We start from the raw sequence: 20,536 nt of genomic DNA on the forward strand, positions 1-20,536 counted from the left end.
CCTGCATACCCCGCGTTAACCATGCTGCGGGAGGGTTTGCCAAGCCGCTTGGGCCTAATGCGCCCCGCGCGATCTCGTCGCGGTGGACGAGGAGTACCTCGACGCGGTCACCGCCGCGTTCGGGCGCGTGGTCGATGCGAAGAGCCCCTACACGGCGGGTCATTCGACGCGGGTCGCCGACTTTGCCCAAGGGCTGGCGCGCAAGCTCCATGTTCCCGAAGGCCGCGTGCGCCAGCTGCGCCGGGCGGCGGCGTTGCACGATATCGGCAAGCTCGGCGTCTCCAGCGCGGTGCTGGAAAAGCCGGGCAACCGCCCCTATCGCGGGGCCATGCCGGTGGAAAAGGCGCTCGGCATCATGGCGGGCGAGGTCGGCAAGGCGGTCGATCCCGAATGTTTTGCCGCGCTGCGCGAACTGGTGGCGAGCGACGAAAAGCTGGCTGCCTGACCGCGCGCCGCCTTCGCCCCGGCCTCAGATAACTTCGCCACCTTCCGCGCGCAGCAATGCTGCGACGTCTGCCGGCTCGGCATGCAGGCTGCGCGTATCGACGGTGAGGAAGGTCTTGCCGGTGCGAATCTGGCTTTCGAGGTGGTTCGCCGCGACCTCGTCCACGTCGACATCGTCGAGCATGCGCGCGATCGCCCCGCCGGTTGCGCCGAGCATGCCGCTGACCGTCGCCATCGAGCCATAGGTCGAGGCGAGAATGGCGCCGGAAGCCGCAACCGGCCCCACCCCGGGGATGGAGAACACCGCGAGGCCGAACAACGCGCCCGCAAGGCCGGTGCCCGCAACCGTGCCCGCGACCTGCATCGGGCTGTGTCCCTGCTGCCAGCCGATCTGGGTATCCATGAAGCGGCTGACGCGCCAGAACTTGCTGATCCGATCGTTGGGGACCCCGGCATGCAGCAGTTCGGCAATGGCGTAGTCGGCCTGCTGCCGCCGCTCGAATACGGCGAGCACGGTATATTCGTCGAGCGTGGACAAGGCCTCGTGCGCGGCGGCGAAATCGCGGGCAAACGAGTGTCGCGCGGCTGCGTGGGCGAACCACAGGCGCAGGCCCGCATTCTCCCGCAGCCGGGCAGCGCTTTCCGACAGGCGGGGCCGGTGCAGCGTGCGCAGCATCTGCTCGACCGACATAGGCCGCAGCACCTGGTCGGTTGCGCGATTGATCCATTCGGACTCGACCGGGCGCGGATGACTGTCGGGGAGAAAGTTGAGCGCCGCCAGGTCGACGGCCTTGATCACGAATGCAGTGTCGGAGGCGTGGTCGGCCTCCATCGCGGCTTGACTATCATTTGATATAGGCCGCGTGAAGGACAGGCGTCACGAATCCTCCACAAATCGGCCACGCATTGTGACGCTGGCGGGATGCCACGCCGTTTGTGTGCCGCCTTGGTGCAAGACTGAGCGCGCCCGAAACGCCGGCTGCATTCTAGCGCGGCAGTTCGCTCTTGCCCATCAGCGCCTCGTCAACCGCGCGGGCGGCCTGGCGGCCTTCGCGGATCGCCCAGACGACCAGGCTCTGGCCGCGGCGCATGTCGCCGCAGGCCCAGATTCCCGCCTCGCTGGTGGCATAGGCCATCTCGTCCGCCGAAACCGCGCCGCGCTCCGTCAGCGCCACGCCCGACTGGTCGAGCAGGCCGCGGCGCTTGGGGCCGGTGAAGCCCATGGCGAGCAGGATGAGATCGGCTTCCAGCGTGAATTCGCTGCCCTCGACTTCCTGCATGCGGCCGTCTTTCCATTCGACGCGCACGCATTCCAGCCCGGCGACTTCGCCCTTCTTGCCGACCACGCGCTTGGTCAGCACGGCCCAGTCGCGCTGCGCCCCTTCCTCGTGGCTGGACGATGTGCGCAGCTTCAGCGGCCAGTCGGGCCAGGTCAGCGCCTTGTCTTCCTTTTCCGGCGGCTTGGGCATGATTTCCAGCTGGGTGACGCTTTTGGCGCCCTGCCGGTTGGATGTGCCCACGCAGTCGCTGCCGGTGTCGCCGCCGCCGATCACGACCACGTGCTTGCCGGTCGCGGTCAGGCTGCCGCGCGGCGCGGCGCGCACTTCGTCGTCGCCCGCATTGCGCTTGTTCTGCTGGGTCAGGAATTCCATCGCCAGCCGCACACCGGGTAGCTCCGCGCCCGGGATATCGAGCTGGCGCGGTTCTTCCGCCCCGCCTGCCAGCACCACCGCATTGAAATTCTCCCGCAGCGAGGCGAGGCTGACGGTCACACCCACTTCCGTGCTGGTGCGGAACTCGACGCCTTCGGCTTCCATCTGCACTGCACGGCGGTTGATGTGGTGCTTTTCCATCTTGAAGTCGGGGATGCCGTAGCGCAGCAGCCCACCGATCCGGTCGTTCTTCTCGAACACGGTGACCGCGTGGCCGGCGCGCGCCAGCTGCTGTGCGCAAGCGAGGCCGGCGGGACCGGAGCCGACGACGGCGACCGACTTGCCGGTCTTGCGTTGCGGCAGCTGCGGCTTGACCCAGCCTTCGTCCCACCCGCGGTCGATGATCGCGCATTCGATGCTCTTGATGGTCACCGGCTGGTCGGTGATGTTGAGCGTGCAGCTCGCCTCGCACGGGGCGGGGCAGATGCGACCGGTGAATTCCGGGAAATTGTTGGTCGAATGCAGCAGGTCGAGCGCGTTCTTCCAGTCCGCTTCGTAGACGAGGTGGTTCCAGTCCGGGATCAGGTTGTTCACCGGGCAGCCGTTGTGACAATAGGGGATGCCGCAGTTCATGCAGCGCGCGGCCTGCCCCTGCAGCATGTCCTCCGGCGGGGAGACGACGAATTCGTCATAGTTCTTCAGCCGTTCTTCGGGCGCGAGATAGTCCCGCTCGCGCCGCTCGATTTCGAGAAATCCGGTTTCCTTGCCCATATTACCTACTCCGCCGCCACGCTGGCAGCTTCTTCCCGCTCCGCTTCCAGCGCCTGCAGCGCGGCGCGGAAATCGCGGGGCATGACCTTGACGAACTTGCCGAGCGCGGCGTCCCAATCCTCCAGCAACGCGGCGGCACGGGCCGACCCCGTGTGGAGCTGGTGCCGCTCCACCAGGATGCGCAGCCGCTCGGCATCGTGGCGCAGCATGTCGCCCATGCCGGTATCGTCCACGCTGGCGGCGCGCTGCCTGGGCCGGCCGGTGCCGTCCTCCTCGTCGCGCGCGGGCGAAATCGCCTCGATATCGACCATCGCGGTGTTGCAACGCTTCGCGAAATCGCCGTCCGGATCGTAGACATAGGCGACCCCGCCGCTCATCCCCGCGGCAAAGTTGCGGCCCGTCCCGCCCAGCACGGCGACAACGCCGCCGGTCATGTATTCGCAGGCATGGTCGCCTGCGCCCTCGACCACCGCGACGGCGCCCGAATTGCGCACCGCGAACCTTTCGCCCGCGACGCCGGCGAAATAGGCTTCGCCCGCGATCGCGCCGTAAAGCACCGTGTTGCCGACGATGATGTTCTCGGTCGGCTCACGCCCGACGCTGTCGGGCTGGCGGACCACGATTCGGCCGCCCGACAGGCCCTTGCCCACATAGTCGTTCGCATCGCCGGTCAGGCTGAGCGTCACCCCGTGGGCGAGCCATGCGCCGAAGCTCTGCCCGGCGACGCCCGTAAGCTCGATCCGGATGGCGTCCTGCGGCAACCCGCGATGGCCATGCGCCCGCGCAATCTCGCCCGACAGCATGGTGCCCACCGTGCGGTTGGTGTTGCCGATTGTGCGCTGGAGCACGACTGGGTCGCCGCCGTCGATGGCGCCCCTCGCCGCCTCGATCAGCTCGACATCCATGGCGGCGGCAAGGCCGTGGTCCTGCGTTCCGGTCTGGTAATAATGCTCGCCCGTTTCGAGCGGGACCTGGTGGAGGATGCGGCCGAGGTCCACGCCCTTCGCCTTCCAGTGCGACAGGGCGCGGCGCATGTCGAGCCGGTCGACCCGGCCGATCATGTCCTGCAGCGTGCGGAAGCCCATCTCCGCCATGATCGCGCGCAGTTCCTCGGCGACGAAGAAGAAGTAGTTGATCACGTGTTCGGGCTGCCCGGTGAAACGCTTGCGCAATTCCGGGTCCTGCGTCGCCACGCCCACGGGGCAAGTGTTGAGGTGGCATTTGCGCATCATGATGCAGCCTGCCGCGATCAGCGGGGCGGTGGCGAAACCGAACTCGTCCGCGCCAAGCAGCGCGCCGATGGCGACATCGCGCCCGGTGCGCAGGCCGCCGTCGACCTGCACCGCGATGCGGCTGCGCAGGTCGTTCAGCAGCAGCGTCTGCTGCGTTTCCGCAAGGCCGATTTCCCACGGGCTGCCCGCGTGCGTCAGGCTGGTCAGCGGCGATGCGCCGGTGCCGCCTTCGTAACCGGAAATGGTGACATGGTCGGCGCGCGCCTTGGAAACGCCCGCGGCGACCGTGCCGACGCCCACTTCGGACACCAGCTTTACCGAAATGCGCGCGCTCGGCTGCACGTTCTTCAGGTCGTGGATCAGCTGGGCCAGATCCTCGATCGAATAGATGTCGTGGTGCGGCGGGGGCGAGATGAGGCCCACGCCCGGCGTCGAATGGCGGACCTTGCCGATGCGCTTGTCCACCTTGTGGCCGGGCAGCTGGCCGCCTTCGCCGGGCTTCGCGCCCTGCGCCATCTTGATCTGGATATCGTCCGAATTGACGAGATATTCGGTCGTCACGCCGAAGCGGCCGCTGGCGACCTGCTTGATGCGGCTGCGCATCGAATCGCCGCCCGGCAGCGGCTGGAAGCGCTCCGGCTCCTCCCCGCCTTCGCCGGTGTTGCTGCGCCCGCCGATGCGGTTCATCGCCACGGCGAGCGTGGAGTGCGCCTCGTGGCTGATCGACCCGAAGCTCATCGCCCCGGTGCTGAAGCGCTTGACGATTTCGCTGGCCGACTCGACTTCCTCCAGCGGCACCGGCTTGTCGGCGCGCCGGAATTCCATCAGCCCGCGGATGGTCAGCAAACGTTCCGCCTGGTCGTTCAGCGACTGGGCGAAGGCCTTGTAATTCTCCGGCAGGTTGCCGCGCACCGCGTGCTGCAAGTTGGCGATGTTGGCCGGGGTCCAGGCGTGATCCTCGCCCCGCAGGCGGTACTGGTAGATGCCGCCCACATCCAGCATCGACTTGTAGATCGGGTTGTCGCCATGCGCGATGGCGTGGCGGCGGACCGCCTCTTCCGCGACTTCGGTCAGCCCGATGCCTTCGATCGTGGTGGCGGTGCCGGTGAAATAGCGGTCGATCAAATCGTGGTTGAGCCCCACGGCGTCGAAGATCTGCGCCCCGCAATAGGACTGGTAGGTCGAGATGCCCATCTTGGACATGACCTTCTGGATGCCCTTGCCCACGCCCTTGATGTAGTTCTTGCGCACCTCGTCAGCATCGACAGTCGGGAACTTGCGGGCGCGCAGGTCTTCCAGCGTTTCCAGCGCGACATAGGGGTTGATCGCTTCCGCGCCGTAACCGGCAAGAACGCAGAAATGGTGCACTTCGCGCGCCTCGCCGGTTTCGATGACGAGGCCGGTCTGCATGCGCAGGCCCTGCCGCACGAGGTGGTGGTGGACCGCCGCAGTCGCGAGCAGCGCGGGCATCGGCACCCGGTCGCGGCTCTGCGCGCGGTCGGACAGGATCAGGATGTTGTGGTCCTGCAGCACCGCTTCGGTCGCCGCCCAGCACATTTCCTTGATCGCGAGCCCGATGCCCTCGACGCCGGACGCGGCATCCCAGGTGATGTCGACCGTGGCCGTGCGGAACGCGCCGTCGAGGGCGCTTTCCACGCTGCGGATCTTGGCGAGGTCCTCGTTGGTCAGGATCGGCTGGCTGACTTCCAGCCGCTTATGCGTGCCGGCATCCCGGCCGAGCAGGTTCGGGCGCGGGCCGATCATCGACAGCAGGCTCATCACCAGCTCTTCGCGGATCGGGTCGATCGGCGGGTTGGTGACCTGCGCGAAGTTCTGCTTGAAATAATCGTAGAGCAGGCGGCTCTTCTCGCTCAGCACGGCGATCGGCGTGTCGGTGCCCATCGACCCGATCGGGTCCTCGCCGTGGATCGCCATCGGCTCGAGGAACTTGGTCAGGTCCTCCTGCGTGTAGCCGAACGCCTGCTGGCGCTGCAGCAGCGTGGTCGAATGTTCGGGCGTTTCCGCCAGCTCGGGATCGATCGTGTCGAGATCGGCCAGCTTGTACTGCGCCTTTTCCAGCCATTCGGCATAGGGGTGCGCGCTGCTCAGCTCGGCCTTCAGCTCGGCATCCTCGATGATGCGGCCTTGCTCCAGGTCGATCACGAACATCTTGCCGGGCTGCAGGCGCCACTTGCGCACGATGTCTTCTTCTGCGACCGGCAGCACGCCGCTTTCGCTGGCGAGGATGACGTGGTCGTCCTTCGTCACCAGGTAGCGCGCCGGCCGCAGGCCGTTGCGGTCCAGTGTCGCGCCGATCTGGCGCCCGTCGGTAAAGGCGACTGCCGCCGGCCCGTCCCACGGCTCCATCAGCGCGGCATGGTATTCGTAGAACGCGTGGCGATCGGCATCCATCAGCGGGTTGCGCGCCCATGCCTCCGGGATCAGCATCATCATCGCGTGGGCGAGGCTGTACCCGCCCGCGACCAGCAGCTCGAGCGCATTGTCGAGGCAGGCCGTGTCGCTCTGGCCGTGCGGGATCAGCGGCCACATCTTGTCGAGATCGGGGCCGAGCAGTTCGGATTCCATCGTCCGCCGGCGCGCGTTCATCCAGTTCACGTTGCCGCGCACGGTGTTGATCTCGCCGTTGTGCGCCATGAAGCGATAAGGATGGGCGAGCCGCCAGCTGGGGAAGGTATTGGTGCTGAAACGCTGGTGGACGAGGCCGAGCGCCGACACGCAGTCGGGATCGCGCAGGTCGTCGTAGAACGCGCCTACCTGAGTCGCCAGCAGCAGCCCCTTGTAGACGAGCGTGCGGCTGGAAAAGCTCGGCATGTAGGTCTGCTTCAGGCCGGGCAGGTCGTGCTTTTCCGCCAGCGCTGCGAGCGGGTTCAGCGTCTGCTTGCGGATCACCACCAGCTTGCGCTCGAACGCGTCCTGATCGGCGCAATTGTCTCCGCGGGCGACGATGCACTGGCGAATCACCGGCATCGATTCGAGCACCGCCTTGCCGATCCCGTCGAGCGTGGTCGGCACGTCGCGCCAGCCGAGGACCTGCTGGCCTTCCTTGGCGACGAACTTCTCAAGCTGCGCCACGGCGAAATCGCGCGCGGCCTCGTCCTGCGGCAGGAAGCACATGGCCACGGCATAGTCGCCCGGCTGCGGCAGGGTGACGCCTTCGCCATCGGCCCATTTGCGCAGCAGCGGATCGGGCACCTGCATCAGCAGGCCCGCACCGTCACCCAGCAGCGGGTCCGCGCCGACCGCGCCGCGATGGTCGAGATTGGCAAGGATTTGCAGCGCCTGCGTTACGATGTCGTGCGTTTTCTCGCCCTTGATATGGGCGATAAAGCCGACCCCGCACGCGTCGTGTTCGTTCCGGGAATCGTACAGGCCGTCCCGGGTCGTGTGATCGAGGCGCAGCGTGCGGTCCATTTGTTCTCCTGCCCTGGCGAGGCGTGAATACGGGGCCTTCCGGCGGTTTTTATCGGCGAAGCGGCGGCCTGAGCGGGAAGCGGGCCGATAGTTACAATTGCAACTATGGCACGATTTCCCGACCGCTACGCCCAGAAAATGTCGTGAAATCCCCTCATGGCGAAACATCCGTATTTTTGCAACTGCGAACACGTATGCACGCCCATAGGGTTACTGCCCTTGACGAGGTGCCCCTGGCGGGCGCAGGATGCCCGGTGGGACAGAGAGAGGAGAGAGCCATGGGCGAGGCAATTCGTCGTACGGTCCATCGCGACGCACTGGCAACGACCGGCAAGCGCCACCACAAGACCTTGGGCCAGCGGATGAGCGACCATGTCGCCTACGCCTTGCTGGTCTATACCGGCCTCCTGATCTTCGTCACCATGGGCGCGCTCGACAAGAGCGGCAGCTCCACGTCGCTCCTCCCCTATTTCTCGCTCGTCATCCTCGTCGCGCTGATCATCCCGGCCTGCCGCAAGTTCGAAGCGCGCTGGCTGGCGTTCGACAAACAGGGAGAGGCTGCATCCAACGTGAAATCGCGTTTCACGCGCGATGTCCTGATCCTGTGGGGCGTGGCCATCGGCCTGCCCTTCGCCCTCACGGCGCTCGCAAAGGTCCTTCTCGCCTGAGACGACACGACGCGGAACCTATGTCAGCGGCCGCCCGTTCGCCGGCCATGCTTTGGCTCACCATCCTGTACCAGCGCGCCCCATATCAACGAGCCAGAGCCGCGCTTTTCGCCGTGCTCGTGCTAATCGCGCTGGCCATCATCCCTGTCGCATCCGCCCAGGCAGCCATTCCGCTGGGCGACCCGGCGCCGGCCGAAGCGACGGCAGAACCCGAAGGCGCCATTTCGAGCACCCGCGACGCCAGCGCCGACGAGGCGACCGCCGCCCGCCTACGTGCGATCTACACCGCGATCCCGGCGCTGGAGCAGGTCGAGGTCAGCGTCAACGAAGGCGTCGTGACACTCGGCGGGCTGGCTCCCGATGCCGAATCGATCACCCGGGCGGAGGAAATTGCCGCCCGCGGCGAGGACGTCGTGACGGTGCAGAACGATATCGCGCGCGATACCTCGCTCGGCCAGGATTTCGGGCTCGGCGGCGTGGCGGAGAAGTTCCGCGATTTCGTCGCCATGCTGCCGCTCATCGCCGCGGCGCTGGCGGTGGCTTTCCTGATCGCGATGCTCGGTTACCTGATTGCCGGGTTCAAGCCGCTGTGGTCCCGGGTTGCCCCGAACAGCTTCATGGTCGGCGTTATCCAGACGGCGATCCGCTTCGTCTTCATCGTCGGCGGCCTCGTCATCGCGCTCGACATGCTGGGCGCTTCCGCCCTGCTCGGCGCGGTGCTCGGCGGGGCGGGCGTCATCGGCCTCGCGCTCGGTTTCGCGATGCGCGACACGGTCGAGAATTACGTCGCCTCGCTGATGCTGAGCCTGCGCCAGCCGTTCCGTGCCAACGACCACGTCATCATCGGCGACAAGGAAGGCCGCGTCATCCGCCTGACCAGCCGCGCCACCATCCTGATGACGCTGGACGGCAACCACCTGCGCATCCCCAACGGACAGGTCTTCAAGGAGATCATCCTCAACTACACCCGCAATCCGCAACGCCGCTTCGAGTTCGAGCTGGGCGTGGATGCGGATGACGATGCCATGGCCGCGCGCGAACTGGCGATCGAGACGCTGAAAGGCCTGCCCTACGTGCTCGGCGATCCGCCGCCCGAGGCGCGCATTACCGCGGTGGGCGATTCGAATGTCGTCATCCAGGTGCTGGCGTGGATCGACCAGTCGCAGACCGACTGGCACAAGGCGCGCAGCCGCACGATCCCCGCGGTGAAGGACGCGCTGGAGGAGGCCGGGTTCGGCCTGCCCGAGCCGATCTATCGCCTGCGCTTCGACCCGCGCAGCGCCACCCTGCCGTTCGAGAATATCGAGGCGTCGCAAGCCAAACCGAAGGAACCGGCGCCGCAGCCCAGGAAGCCCGCGCCCGAGCCTTCGCCCGACGCCGCTGACCACGATGTCGCGCCGGACAACGAAGTCGCCCGCATGGTCGACAGCGAACGCGCCGCAGGGGGCGAGACCGACCTGCTCGATAGCGGCAGGCCGGTGGAATAGGTCTGCGAATGTAGCGAAGCTACCAAAGGGCGACCGCCCGGACCTGCCCCGCCGCCGGGACGCAATCCTGGCGGCTTATGGCAGGGAGGATTACGAACCCTTGGCCCGCTCGATGCTTTCCAGCACTATCTGCCGCGCTTCGGCTGCGTCGCCCCAGTTGCCGACGCGTACCCACTTTTCGGCTTCCAGGTCCTTGTAGTGGGTGAAGAAGTGCTCGATCTGGCTGAAGATGATGCTCGGCAGGTCCTTCGTTTCCCCGACGTCGGAGTAATAGGGGAAGGTGGTGTCCACCGGCACGCAGATCAGCTTCTCGTCACCGCCATGCTCGTCTTCCAGGTTGAGCACGCCGATGGGCCGGGCGCGCACGATGCTGCCGGCGATGAACGGGCTGCGCGCGATGACCAGCGCGTCGAGCGGGTCGCCGTCGGGGCTGAGCGTGTGGGGCACGAAGCCGTAGTTCGCCGGATAACGCATCGGCGTGTGCAGGATGCGGTCCACGAACAGCGCGCCGGATGCCTTGTCGAACTCGTATTTAACGGGTTCGCCGCCGGTCGGCACTTCGATGATGACGTTGAGGCTCTCGGGCGGGTTGTCGCCCGTGGGGATCTTGCTGATGTCCATAGTGGGGCGCGCTCTAGCCGCGATGCTGCACTTGCGAAAGGGTGTTTCGGCAGCGCGATTGCAGAATGCCCGCGCCTCGCCTAATTGCGCGGCCATGGCAAAGACACCTCACGCAATTCGCGGGACGCAGGACATTTTCGGCGCCGAAGCGGAGGCGTTCGCCTTCGTCGTCGATACGTTCGAACGCGTCCGCAAGCTCTACCGCTTCCGCCGCGTGGAAATGCCGGTGTTCGAAAAGACCGAGGTCTTCAGCCGCGCGATCGGCGAGACGACCGATGTCGTGTCGAAGGAAATGTATTCGTTCGAGGATCGCGGCGGGGATTCGCTGACCCTGCGGCCCGAATTCACCGCGGGGATTGCGCGCGCGTGGCTCTCCAACGGCTGGCAGCAGCACGCGCCGCTGAAGGTTGCGACCCACGGCCCGCTGTTCCGCTACGAGCGGCCGCAGAAGGGGCGCTATCGCCAGTTCCACCAGATCGATGCGGAGATCATCGGCGCGGCAGAGCCGCAGGCGGATGTCGAGCTGCTCGCGATGGCCGACCAGCTGCTGAAGGAGCTCGGCATCGAGGGCGTGACGCTGCACCTCAACACGCTGGGTGACGGCGACAGCCGCGAGGCATGGCGCGCTGCGCTGGTCGAGCATTTCCGCGCCGTGAAAGACGAGCTTTCGGAAGATTCGCAGGAGCGGCTGGAGAAGAATCCGCTGCGCATCCTCGATTCCAAGGACCGCCGCGACCAACGCTTCGTGGCCGATGCGCCAAAGATCGACCAGTTCCTGTCGGACGAGGCGCGCGCTTTCTTCGACGCGGTCACCAGCGGGCTGGATGCAGCTGGCGTGAAATGGGCTCGCGCGGAAAGCCTCGTGCGCGGCCTCGACTACTATCGCCACACCGCCTTCGAGTTCATTCCCGACGAGGGCAGCGAGGCCGCCGGCAAGCTCGGCAGCCAGAGCACCATCCTCGGCGGCGGGCGCTACGACGGGCTGATGGAAAGCCTCGGCGGCGCACCGACGCCGGCTGTGGGCTGGGCTGCGGGCATCGAGCGACTGGCGATGCTGGTGGGGGAACGGGAGAATCCACCGGCAACTGTCAACGTGGTTGTTGAGAACGATGCTTGTTTGGCAACCGGGATTATTGCGACGAAAATTCTTCGAGCAAACCTTATTGAAGCTGAATTGTTTGCTACTGGCTCACCTAGAAAGCGATTCGACAAAGCCGCTAAACAGGCGCCTCCGGTGCTGTTGGTTTTTGATGCTAGACAGGGTGTCGCGAGAATGCGAATTGTGGGAGATCACATGGTTCGCCCAAGGGTAGAAGCCCTACTTGCAGACTTAGAGGGTCCGCTCGAGACCCAAACCACAAAGCTGACGACCCCCTATTAGTCACCCCGGACTTGTTCCGGGGTGGTGCTTCTTTCAAGTACCGCTCCAAAAGTAAGCACTATCCCGGAACAAGTCCGGGATGACGAATGAAAAGAGTGCAGTGACTACCATCCCCGCCGAACGCCTCGACCAGATCGCCCATCGCTTCGCCGAGCTCGAGGCGCGGATGGCGTCGGGCCAGCTGGAAGGCGACGAGTTCGTGCAGGCGAGCCGCGACTATGCGGAGCTGGAGCCGGTCGCGAAGCTGGCGCTGGGCGTGCGCGACATGCGCGGTGAAATCGCCGGGCTGGAAGAGATGCTCGCCGACCCCGAAATGAAGGACATGGCCGCGGAGGAGCTGGCGGATATTCGCGCGCGCCTGCCCGAAGCCGAACGGCAGCTCGCCATCGCAATGCTCCCACGCGATTCCGCCGACGCGAAGCCCGCCATGCTCGAAATCCGCGCCGGCACCGGCGGTGACGAGGCGGCGCTGTTCGCCGGCGACCTGTTCCGCATGTACGAACGCTTCGCCGCCGAACAGGGCTGGAAAGTCGAACCGGTCAGCATGAGCGCCAGCGAAGTCGGCGGTTTCAAGGAAATCGTCGCCAACGTCACCGGCACCGGCGTGTTCGCCAAGCTCAAGTTCGAAAGCGGCGTCCACCGCGTGCAGCGCGTGCCGGAAACGGAAAGCGGCGGCCGCATCCATACCTCCGCTGCCACCGTGGCCGTCCTGCCCGAACCGGACGAGGTCGATGTCCAGATCGATCCGACCGAGCTCAAGATCGACACCTATCGCGCCAGCGGCGCGGGCGGCCAGCACGTCAACACCACCGACAGCGCGATCCGCATCACCCACTTGCCGACGAACACGGTCGTCACCTGCCAGGACGGGCGTAGCCAGCACAAGAACCGCGAAAAGGCAATGCAGGTCCTGCGCGCGCGGCTCTACGAACAGCAGCGCGAAGAGGCGCAGGGCGCGGAGGCCGAGGCGCGCAAGGCGATGGTTGGCAGCGGCGACCGGTCGGAACGCATCCGCACGTACAACTATCCGCAAGGCCGGGTGACCGACCACCGCATCGGCCTGACCTTGCAGAAACTGCCGCAGATCATCGCCGGCCCAGGCCTCGGCGAACTCGTCGACGCGCTGATCGCCGAGGACGAGGCCAAGCGGCTGGCGGCGATGGACGGGTGACGGGCTTACAAGCAATTGAATGTGGCCTTCGACAGGCTCAGGCTGCGCGGGCATGGATTCTAACGTGCGGGAAAAGCCCCGCTCGTCCTGAGCCGGTGTCGCAGTACGACAGCTTCGCTTCCGAAGGACAGTCACGAGGCTCGCGAGCATGACCGCCGCCGAAGCCATCCGCGCCGCCACCGCTCGGCTTTCCGGGACCAGCGACACCGCACGGCTCGATGCCGAGTTGCTGATGGCGCACGCGCTCAGGGTCTCGCGCTCGGACCTCCTCCTTCGCGGTCTGGCGGTGGAGAACTGGGACGCGCCGGACAGTTTCAAGGCATTGGTGGACAGGCGGGCGGCGTGCGAGCCGCTGGCCTACATCGTCGGATCCGCCGAATTCTATGGCCGGCCATTCCGGGTGACGCCCGATGTTCTCATCCCCCGCCCGGACAGCGAAAGCGTGGTCGATGCAGCTTTGGAGGCGGCGCCCGGTGCAACGCGGGTGCTCGATCTCGGCACCGGGTCGGGCGCGCTCCTCCTCATCCTGCTCAGGAAGCTGCCGGAAGCTACGGGAGTGGGAATCGATGCCTCTGCGGCGGCGCTGGAGATTGCGGCCGAGAACGCGCTGGTGAACCGCCATGTCGCCGAACGCGCGGAGTTTCGCGCGCGCGACTGGACGCAAGCCGGCTGGGCGGACGATCTTGGCCGGTTCGACCTCGTCATCTGCAATCCCCCCTACGTCGAGAACGACGCCGAATTGCAGCGCGACGTACGCGAGTACGAGCCGGCCAGCGCCCTGTTTGCCGGACCGGACGGGCTGGACGACTACCGCGTCCTGATACCGCAGCTGCCCGCCCTGCTGACCGGGAACGGAGTCGCCGTGCTGGAAATCGGGCACACACAGGCAGAGGCCGTGGGCGCCATCGCGGCGGCAGCGGGCTTTTCCACGACGCTGCGGCAAGACCTCGGCGGGCGTCCGCGGGCGCTGATTCTCTCGCTTGACCGTGGGGAAAGCCGGTAATTAGGGCTTGGCAAGGGTTGAATCGGTAGCTAACTCCTGTTTCACGGCCTCCCGAGGGACGAACATTCCCCTCCGGCGCGGCTGTACTCCAAAATTTGCGGTAACGCGCGGGCCGGGTGCCTGTGCACATCGCAAGCGAGGAGAAACCGGCTGCGCGCATGCGGCGCGCGCCGGACTGCAAGCGTCATGGGCGCGGGTGCAAATGGAGAGTTGCCCGCGCGACATTGCTTAAGGATCGGGTTTTCCCTTGAACAACAACCGTAATAACAACAACAACCGGCGTCGGGGCCGCGGCAACAACAACCGCGGCGGGGGCGGCAATCCCAACCAGGCCAACCGGATCGACAGTCGCGCGCGGGGCAACGCTCCGCAGCTGCTCGACAAGTACAAGAAGCTGGCCCACGACGCCTCGATGAACGGCGACCGGGTGCAGTCCGAATATTACCTGCAATTCGCCGACCATTACTTCCGCGTCGTCGCCGACACGAAGGCGCGGCAGGACGAGGCCCGGGCCAAGCGCGACGAAGAGCGCGGGCGCAACCAGTCGGACGACGATGACGACGGTGAACAGGTTGAACGGCAGGATGATCGGCAGGACCGCCGCCCGCGCCGCAGCCGGAACGACGAGGACGACAATCGCAAGCCCCGCCGCCGCTCGCGCGACAACGACGACGATGGCGATGACGCCGACGAAGGCGAAGAGCGCAGCGCGCGCCCTGAACCGCGCGACGACAAGCCGCGCAAGGCCCGCACCCCGCGTCGCAAGGCCGATGCAAACGGCAATGCGAACGGGAAGGGCAGCGACGAAGCCTCGCTCGACCTCGCCGTGCTGCCGCCGGCCATTGCCGGAGATGACAAAGGCGACGAATCTGGCGATGATGCGGTCGAAAAGCCAGCCCCCCGTCGCCGCGCGGTCCGCAAGAAGGCGGCCGACGACGACGGCCCGCGAGAGGCGCTGGGCTGAGCAGGGCGCATAGCGGCTTGAAACGGTAACAGTGCGCCGCCATTGCGGGCCGTGATGAGCCGCTTCGATCCCGTCGCAACCCGCATCGCGCGCCACCCGCGCATCGCATCCGCCTTGCTCGGCGCTGTGTCGGCGACCGGCTTTGCGCCGCTGTCGCTCTGGCCGCTCGCGCTGCTTTGCCTGGCGATCTTCTGCGCGCTGGTCGCCCGAACGGAGCGTCCAGGGGCTGCGGCCTGGCTCGGTTGGTGGTTCGGTTTCGCCCATTTCACCGTCGGGCTGAACTGGATCGCGACCGCCTTTACCTACCAGTCGAACATGCCCGCCGCGCTCGGCTGGGCGGCGGTGCCGATCCTGTCCGTCTATCTCGCGGCCTATCCTGCCATCGGCGCGTTTGCGGCCCGCTGGCTGGCCGGGCCGCGCGGCGGCTGGGCCTTTGCCCTCGCCATGGCCGGGGCATGGGGCGTCACCGAATGGCTGCGCGGCTGGGTGTTCACGGGCTTCGCATGGAACCCGCTCGGCTCGATCCTGCTGGGCGGATACGATACGCCGGGGCTTGCCGCCGTGCTGCCTTTTACCGGAACTTATGCGCTGTCGGCCCTCGCCATGCTGCTCGGCGCATTGTTCTGGCTGCTGGCCGCGAAGGGCCGCTGGATTCCGGCCGGCCTGATCGCGGGACTGGTGACGATCGGCATGCTGGTACCGGCCGGCGAGGGCGCGCAAGGGACCACGCGCGTCACGATCGCCCAGCCCGACATCCGCCAGCCGACGCTGGCCGATCCGCGCTTCTACGAAACGAATTACCAGAAGCTCGCGACGCTGAGCCGGCGCCGCGAAGGCACGGACGGATTGCGCCTCGTCCTGTGGCCGGAATCCGGCATGGTCGACTACCTGCAGGACGGCTATCCGGAGCGTTATTACCTGCGCAAGAACTGGGGCGGCAGCGCCCAGCTTGCCCGAGCGCGGGTGGCGGAACTGATCGGGCCGGGCAGCCTGCTGCTCACCGGATCGATCGACCTTGCGCTGGAGGACAGGGAGGCGGTTGGCGCCTACAATGTCGTCCACGCAATCGACGACGCAGGCACGATCCGCGGCACCTACCAGAAGGCGCACCTCGTCCCTTACGGCGAATATCTCGCACTGCGCTGGCTGCTGGAGCCGCTCGGCGCCACCCGGCTGGTCCCGGGCACACTGGACTTCTTCCCCGGCCCCGGCGCGCGCACGCTCGACCTCGGCGAATTCGGCAAGGTCGGGGTTCAAGTCTGCTACGAAATCGTCTTCAGCGGAGAGACGGTCGAGGACGGTAACCGGCCAGATTTCATCTTCAACGATTCCAACGATGGCTGGTTCGGCCGCTGGGGCCCGCCGCAGCATCTTGCCCAGGCGCGGCTGCGGGCGATGGAGGAAGGCCTGCCGGTCCTGCGCGCCACCACCACCGGGATCAGCGGGATCATCGACGCGCGCGGGGTGTTGCGCGAGCACCTGCCGTGGCAGGAGCGCGGCCGGATCGACGCATTGCTGCCGCCGGCACACGCGGCCACGCCGTTCGCGCAGGCAGGCAACTGGCTGGCAGTGGGCTGGTCGCTGTTGCTTATGCTCCTTGCAGCGGTTGTCAGGCGGCGGACGGGCGGTTAAGCCGCGCATCTACCTATCGTTCCGGTGCGCCCCCGCGGTGCAGCGCGGGGCGCCGCTCCCCAAAGGGTTTGCATTGATGCGCGACAATTACCTGTTCACGTCCGAAAGCGTGTCCGAAGGCCACCCCGACAAGGTATCGGATCAGATTTCCGATGCCATCGTCGACCTGTTCCTCGCCAAGGACCCCGAAGCGCGCGTGGCGTGCGAAACGCTGACCACCACCCAGCGTGTGGTCCTGGCCGGCGAAATCCGGTGCAAGGGCGTGTTCGAGAACGGCGAATGGGCCGATGGCGCGCTCGAGGAAATCGAGCAGGTCGTGCGCAACACGGTGCGCGAAATCGGTTACGAACAGGATGGCTTCCACTGGGAAACGCTGACCTTCGAAAACCACCTCCACGGCCAGTCGGCGGAAATCGCGCAGGGCGTGGATGCCAGCGGCAACAAGGACGAAGGCGCCGGCGACCAGGGCATAATGTTCGGCTTTGCTTGCGACGAGACGCCCGACCTGATGCCGGCCCCGCTCGATTACAGCCACAAGATCCTGCACCGCCTGGCAGAGGACCGCAAGAACGGCACCGCGCCCTTCCTTGAGCCCGACAGCAAGAGCCAGGTCACGCTGCGCTACGAAGGCGGCAAGCCGGTCGCCTGCACCGCCGTCGTCGTTTCCAGCCAGCACGCAAAAGGCTATCACGAGGGCGACAAGGAAGCCGAGCTCAAGTCCTACGTTAAGCGCGTGGTCGGAGAGATCCTGCCCGAAGGCTGGCTCTCGGACGAGACCGAGTGGCACATCAACCCGACCGGCGCCTTCGAGATCGGCGGGCCGGACGGTGATGCCGGCCTGACGGGCCGCAAGATCATCGTCGACACCTATGGCGGCGCGGCCCCGCATGGCGGCGGCGCGTTCAGCGGCAAGGACCCGACCAAGGTCGACCGCAGCGCCGCCTACATCACGCGCTACCTCGCCAAGAACATCGTCGCGGCAGGCTATGCCACGCGCTGCACGATCCAGCTCGCCTATGCGATCGGCGTCTCGAAGCCGCTGTCGCTCTATGTCGATACGCACGGCACCGGCACAGTGGACGACGCGGCAATCGAGCAGGCGCTGAAAGGCATCGAGAAGCTGGGCGGCCTGACCCCACGCGGGATCCGCACCCACCTGGGCCTCAACAAGCCGATCTACCGCAAGAGCGCCGCCTACGGCCACTTCGGCCGCGATGCGGATGGCGACCATTTCCCCTGGGAACGCACCGACCTGGTGGACGATCTCAAGGCTGCACTGGGCTGAAACACGAAAAAGGGCGGCCGGCGAGCCGCCCTTTTCATTTGCGTGGCAGGGCACAGCCCGCCTGGGATCCAGCCGAGATTGACGAGGTAGAAGCCGACGACCAGCAAGTGGTTGGTCTAGCGGGCGAGCACCTCGTAGTGCCCGAAGCATTCGATCAGAAAGACGATGCCGTTCTTCGACAGCGTCCGCGCGACCCAGACCGTCAGCGCGATGCTGATGACGAGGTAAAGTACCAGGCTGATTTCGACCATTTCTCCGTCTCCTTCAGTGAGTGAGGTCGTGGACGGGATTCTCGCGCTTGTGCGACGGGTGCGACGAAGGCTTGCGGGCCCTGCCAGTCAGGCAGAGCGCCAGAGATGCGCCGAAAACGCTCCAGCCGCTCGCAGATTTCTTCGGCGTGGAGCGGCAGGTCGGACAGGTAGAGCAGCGCATGGATCTGCGCGACCGAGCGGTTGACGCCTCATTCTGTGCCCATCTCCCCCCAGTTGAGGATGAAGGCGCGGGCTTCGGGGATGCCCATCGGGTTCATGGCGGCTCGGTTTGCTTCCTGTGTTTCTGTAATTACAGAAATTGCGGATACGGTCAGGGTGCTCCCGGTCCCAGCCCCCTCCATTGAAGCCCTTCCGCGAGATCGTCGGCAGACCAATCGATCTGCAAAACCCTTCGGCCGGCGTCGCTTCGGCTTGCATCCGATGCATGAAGGATGGGTGTCGCGTAGACCCACATATCCCCCCTATCCGCGAGGCATTCCATCACCGCGCAGTCGGCTGCCACATCCGCCGCGTTCACGGCTGCGACTTTTCCCCTGAGGTGCGAGGCGAGGGCAATCTTCAGCGGCGCATTCTCTCTGTCGACGCAGTCCAGGTGAATCCGGACCGTGACCATCCTTTCAAGAATGGCGAACGGGGGTTCCACATGCCATTGGCCGAGCTTCCTAGACCAGGGGCCATACCCCGGCACTTCGTGACGGTCCGCGACGCAAATTGTCCGATCCTGATGCCAACCAAGCGCCCAATTGGAAGTCGCCCGCTTGTCGAAGAATACAGCCCGCACCGGGCGAGCCTTCGGGCCAAGTCTCTGACGAACGACCTGGGTGATCGGCGATGCGGCGCCAATCACGGATATCGGCAGTATCCGATCGTACAACCGGGTCCCCGCTCGCGGCGGCTCTATCGATCGAAACGCTACATCACAATCAGGTAGGATCGGGAGTGCCAAGCCGCGACAAAGCATCGCGCCGTGACGCTCAAAATCGAGACTGGCGGTCATCCCGAAGGGGCAGGCTTGCCCGTCCTCAGCTGACGTAATGGGCGGTTGTGCTGGCGGCGACTTCGTCGGCGGTCACGCCGGGGGCGAGTTCCACGAGCCTGAACGGGCTGTCGTGATCGGGCCGCTGGAACACGGCGAGGTTGGTGATGATCATGTCGACCACGCCCTTGCCGGTCAGCGGCAGGGTGCATTCGGGAATGAACTTTGCGCTGCCGTCTTTCGCGGTGTGGTCCATCACCACGATGATCTTCTTCACCCCGGCGACAAGGTCCATCGCGCCGCCCATGCCCTTGATCATCTTGCCCGGGATCATCCAGTTGGCGATGTCGCCGTTCTCGGCCACTTCCATCGCGCCCAGCACGGTGAGGTCGATATGCCCGCCGCGGATCATCGCGAAGCTTGCCGCGCTGTCGAAATAGGCGCTGTGGGCAAGCTCGCTGATGGTCTGCTTGCCGGCGTTGATGAGGTCGGCATCTTCCTCGCCCTCATAGGGGAAGGGTCCGATGCCGAGCATGCCGTTCTCGCTCTGCAGGGTGACCTGCATGCCTTCTGGAATATGGTTCGCGACCAGCGTCGGGATGCCGATGCCGAGGTTGACGTAGTACCCGTCTTCCAGCTCCTGCGCGGCGCGGGCGGCCATGTCGTCGCGGGTCCAGCCCCTGGTTTCGCCTGACATCAATCGGTCTCCATTTCCCTGGTTGCAAGCGCGGCTCGTCCGGTCGGCCTGTCGCCGAGCAGGAACCAGCCTTCGCCCATCATTTCTTCCAGCTGCCACGCGGCGGCCGGATCCTTGAGATAATCGAACAACTCGTCGAAATCGCCCAGCTCCGTGCCGAGGATCGCAACGACGCAATGCGTTTCCGACAGCGCGAGGCGGCGCAGCTGCTTGCGCTGTCCGCCGTCGAGCAGCAACCGGTCCTCCGCAGCCTCTGCCAGTCCGTCCGCCAGCAACCTCGCGCGCACATCCTGCGCTTCGGCTTGCGGCGCGTCGGACAGCCAGGCGATGGCCATGCCGCCTTCGCGCAGCTTGGCCAGCGCCGCCGAGAATTCCGCGCCGTAGAGGGTCGAGGGCGCGACGGCTTTCCCGGTTGCACTGTCGATATCGACGATCATCGCCGGCGGCATCACGCCGCAGAAGGTGCGGAAGCCGTCGAGTTCGGACGGTTCGCGCAGGATCGCCGAAAGGCGCGGCAGCAGTACCGGGTCGCGGTCCAGTTGCTCGCCAGCGAACGCGGTAAGGTCCGCCAGTGCCCCGGCCGCCGGCGCGGGTGCAGGGGGCGCAGCGAGGGGTGCGGGCAGGGCGGTGGCACCGGCCACGACTTCATAAGGCGCTTCTGCTTGCACCGCCTCCGTGGGCACCGGCGCGGGCTCCTCCACCGTCACCCGACCGTTCGAGGGAGCGGCGGTGGCCGCGATCGCGCCGCCGACCAGCGGCCCGGCCAGCGCCACGCAGCCGCCCAGCGCCGGAACCAGCAGCAGCGCCGCCATCCGCACAGCCAGGAAACGCCTCGTCGTCACGCTGCT

At 66.3% G+C, this 20,536-nt stretch carries 17 protein-coding genes; 9 read left to right on the plus strand and 8 right to left on the minus strand.

Translation table 11 applies throughout. From position 1 onward, the window contains the following. Positions 1-82 precede the first annotated feature (82 nt). Positions 83-445 carry an HD-GYP domain-containing protein gene (locus QQW98_RS05950; protein ID WP_290136611.1) on the plus strand — a complete coding sequence of 121 codons (363 nt, stop codon included), beginning with the start codon at positions 83-85 and terminating at the stop codon, positions 443-445. Between the two features lie 24 nt (positions 446-469). On the opposite strand, the gene QQW98_RS05955 is transcribed toward QQW98_RS05950, so the two are convergent. From QQW98_RS05955 to gltB, 3 genes are all read right to left on the minus strand, one after another. Next, on the minus strand, positions 470-1,276 hold the full coding sequence (locus QQW98_RS05955; protein WP_290136612.1) for a hypothetical protein: 807 nt from the start codon (positions 1,274-1,276) through the stop codon (positions 470-472). 154 nt (positions 1,277-1,430) lie between these two features. After that, positions 1,431-2,867 carry a glutamate synthase subunit beta gene (locus QQW98_RS05960; RefSeq protein ID WP_290136613.1) on the minus strand — a complete coding sequence of 479 codons (1,437 nt, stop codon included), beginning with the start codon at positions 2,865-2,867 and terminating at the stop codon, positions 1,431-1,433. Between the two features lie 5 nt (positions 2,868-2,872). Beyond that, the gene (gltB, locus tag QQW98_RS05965; RefSeq protein ID WP_290136614.1) at positions 2,873-7,531 is read right to left on the minus strand and encodes a glutamate synthase large subunit; all 4,659 of its coding nucleotides are present in this window, start codon (positions 7,529-7,531) and stop codon (positions 2,873-2,875) included. Between the two features lie 278 nt (positions 7,532-7,809). Between gltB and QQW98_RS05970 the strand changes: the two genes are divergently transcribed. Beyond that, positions 7,810-8,199, plus strand: coding sequence for a hypothetical protein (locus QQW98_RS05970; RefSeq protein WP_290136615.1), 390 nt, complete (start codon positions 7,810-7,812; stop codon positions 8,197-8,199). A 119-nt stretch (positions 8,200-8,318) separates the two neighbouring features. Continuing rightward, positions 8,319-9,686 (plus strand): mechanosensitive ion channel family protein, encoded by a 1,368-nt coding sequence (locus QQW98_RS05975; protein WP_319023341.1) that lies wholly within the window; start codon positions 8,319-8,321, stop codon positions 9,684-9,686. A 90-nt stretch (positions 9,687-9,776) separates the two neighbouring features. Here QQW98_RS05975 and ppa read toward each other — a convergent pair whose 3' ends face one another. Further along, a complete protein-coding gene (gene ppa / locus QQW98_RS05980; protein WP_290136617.1) occupies positions 9,777-10,307 on the minus strand; it encodes an inorganic diphosphatase in 531 nt (176 codons plus the stop codon). 94 nt (positions 10,308-10,401) lie between these two features. Here ppa and hisS point away from each other — a divergent pair, with 94 nt between their 5' ends. The 6 genes from hisS (at position 10,402) to metK (ending at position 17,743) form a co-directional block, all read left to right on the plus strand. Next, positions 10,402-11,688, plus strand: coding sequence for a histidine--tRNA ligase (gene hisS, locus QQW98_RS05985; protein WP_290136618.1), 1,287 nt, complete (start codon positions 10,402-10,404; stop codon positions 11,686-11,688). A gap of 79 nt (positions 11,689-11,767) precedes the next feature. After that, a complete protein-coding gene (prfA, locus tag QQW98_RS05990) occupies positions 11,768-12,859 on the plus strand; it encodes a peptide chain release factor 1 (protein WP_290136619.1) in 1,092 nt (363 codons plus the stop codon). 148 nt (positions 12,860-13,007) lie between these two features. Then, entirely contained in the window at positions 13,008-13,862 is an 855-nt protein-coding gene (gene prmC, locus QQW98_RS05995) for a peptide chain release factor N(5)-glutamine methyltransferase (RefSeq protein ID WP_290136620.1), read from the plus strand. Positions 13,863-14,109: 247 nt separating this feature from the next. Next, positions 14,110-14,826 carry a DUF4167 domain-containing protein gene (locus QQW98_RS06000; RefSeq protein WP_290136621.1) on the plus strand — a complete coding sequence of 239 codons (717 nt, stop codon included), beginning with the start codon at positions 14,110-14,112 and terminating at the stop codon, positions 14,824-14,826. Between the two features lie 54 nt (positions 14,827-14,880). Next, positions 14,881-16,458, plus strand: coding sequence for an apolipoprotein N-acyltransferase (lnt, locus tag QQW98_RS06005; RefSeq protein WP_290136622.1), 1,578 nt, complete (start codon positions 14,881-14,883; stop codon positions 16,456-16,458). A 76-nt stretch (positions 16,459-16,534) separates the two neighbouring features. After that, entirely contained in the window at positions 16,535-17,743 is a 1,209-nt protein-coding gene (gene metK / locus QQW98_RS06010) for a methionine adenosyltransferase (protein ID WP_290136623.1), read from the plus strand. A 116-nt stretch (positions 17,744-17,859) separates the two neighbouring features. Here metK and QQW98_RS06015 read toward each other — a convergent pair whose 3' ends face one another. From QQW98_RS06015 to QQW98_RS06030, 4 genes are all read right to left on the minus strand, one after another. Further along, on the minus strand, positions 17,860-17,994 hold the full coding sequence (locus QQW98_RS06015; protein ID WP_290136624.1) for a hypothetical protein: 135 nt from the start codon (positions 17,992-17,994) through the stop codon (positions 17,860-17,862). Between the two features lie 331 nt (positions 17,995-18,325). Continuing rightward, positions 18,326-19,012 carry a phytanoyl-CoA dioxygenase family protein gene (locus QQW98_RS06020; protein ID WP_319023304.1) on the minus strand — a complete coding sequence of 229 codons (687 nt, stop codon included), beginning with the start codon at positions 19,010-19,012 and terminating at the stop codon, positions 18,326-18,328. A gap of 25 nt (positions 19,013-19,037) precedes the next feature. Continuing rightward, complete coding sequence (locus tag QQW98_RS06025) at positions 19,038-19,688, minus strand: CoA transferase subunit B (protein WP_290136625.1); 651 nt, start codon at positions 19,686-19,688, stop codon at positions 19,038-19,040. Next, positions 19,688-20,530, minus strand: a complete 843-nt coding sequence (locus QQW98_RS06030) for an HAD family hydrolase (RefSeq protein ID WP_290136626.1) — start codon at positions 20,528-20,530, stop codon at positions 19,688-19,690. The genes QQW98_RS06025 and QQW98_RS06030 overlap by 1 nt, the downstream gene beginning before the upstream one ends. Positions 20,531-20,536: the final 6 nt, after the last annotated feature.

The organism is Alteriqipengyuania flavescens (assembly GCF_030406725.1).
In the GTDB taxonomy this organism is placed as follows: domain Bacteria; phylum Pseudomonadota; class Alphaproteobacteria; order Sphingomonadales; family Sphingomonadaceae; genus Alteriqipengyuania_B; species Alteriqipengyuania_B flavescens.

What these genes read in the sequence shown, in the direction of transcription:
- prfA (WP_290136619.1), top strand. Translation starts at nt 11,768, where the DNA reads ATGACGAATGAAAAGAGTGCAGTGACTACCATCCCCGCCGAACGCCTC.
- QQW98_RS05955 (WP_290136612.1), bottom strand. Translation starts at nt 1,276, where the DNA reads ATGGAGGCCGACCACGCCTCCGACACTGCATTCGTGATCAAGGCCGTC.
- gltB (WP_290136614.1), bottom strand. Translation starts at nt 7,531, where the DNA reads ATGGACCGCACGCTGCGCCTCGATCACACGACCCGGGACGGCCTGTAC.
- QQW98_RS06015 (WP_290136624.1), bottom strand. Translation starts at nt 17,994, where the DNA reads ATGGTCGAAATCAGCCTGGTACTTTACCTCGTCATCAGCATCGCGCTG.
- hisS (WP_290136618.1), top strand. Translation starts at nt 10,402, where the DNA reads ATGGCAAAGACACCTCACGCAATTCGCGGGACGCAGGACATTTTCGGC.
- metK (WP_290136623.1), top strand. Translation starts at nt 16,535, where the DNA reads ATGCGCGACAATTACCTGTTCACGTCCGAAAGCGTGTCCGAAGGCCAC.
- ppa (WP_290136617.1), bottom strand. Translation starts at nt 10,307, where the DNA reads ATGGACATCAGCAAGATCCCCACGGGCGACAACCCGCCCGAGAGCCTC.
- QQW98_RS05970 (WP_290136615.1), top strand. Translation starts at nt 7,810, where the DNA reads ATGGGCGAGGCAATTCGTCGTACGGTCCATCGCGACGCACTGGCAACG.
- prmC (WP_290136620.1), top strand. Translation starts at nt 13,008, where the DNA reads ATGACCGCCGCCGAAGCCATCCGCGCCGCCACCGCTCGGCTTTCCGGG.
- QQW98_RS06025 (WP_290136625.1), bottom strand. Translation starts at nt 19,688, where the DNA reads ATGTCAGGCGAAACCAGGGGCTGGACCCGCGACGACATGGCCGCCCGC.
- QQW98_RS05960 (WP_290136613.1), bottom strand. Translation starts at nt 2,867, where the DNA reads ATGGGCAAGGAAACCGGATTTCTCGAAATCGAGCGGCGCGAGCGGGAC.
- QQW98_RS06020 (WP_319023304.1), bottom strand. Translation starts at nt 19,012, where the DNA reads ATGACCGCCAGTCTCGATTTTGAGCGTCACGGCGCGATGCTTTGTCGC.
- lnt (WP_290136622.1), top strand. Translation starts at nt 14,881, where the DNA reads ATGAGCCGCTTCGATCCCGTCGCAACCCGCATCGCGCGCCACCCGCGC.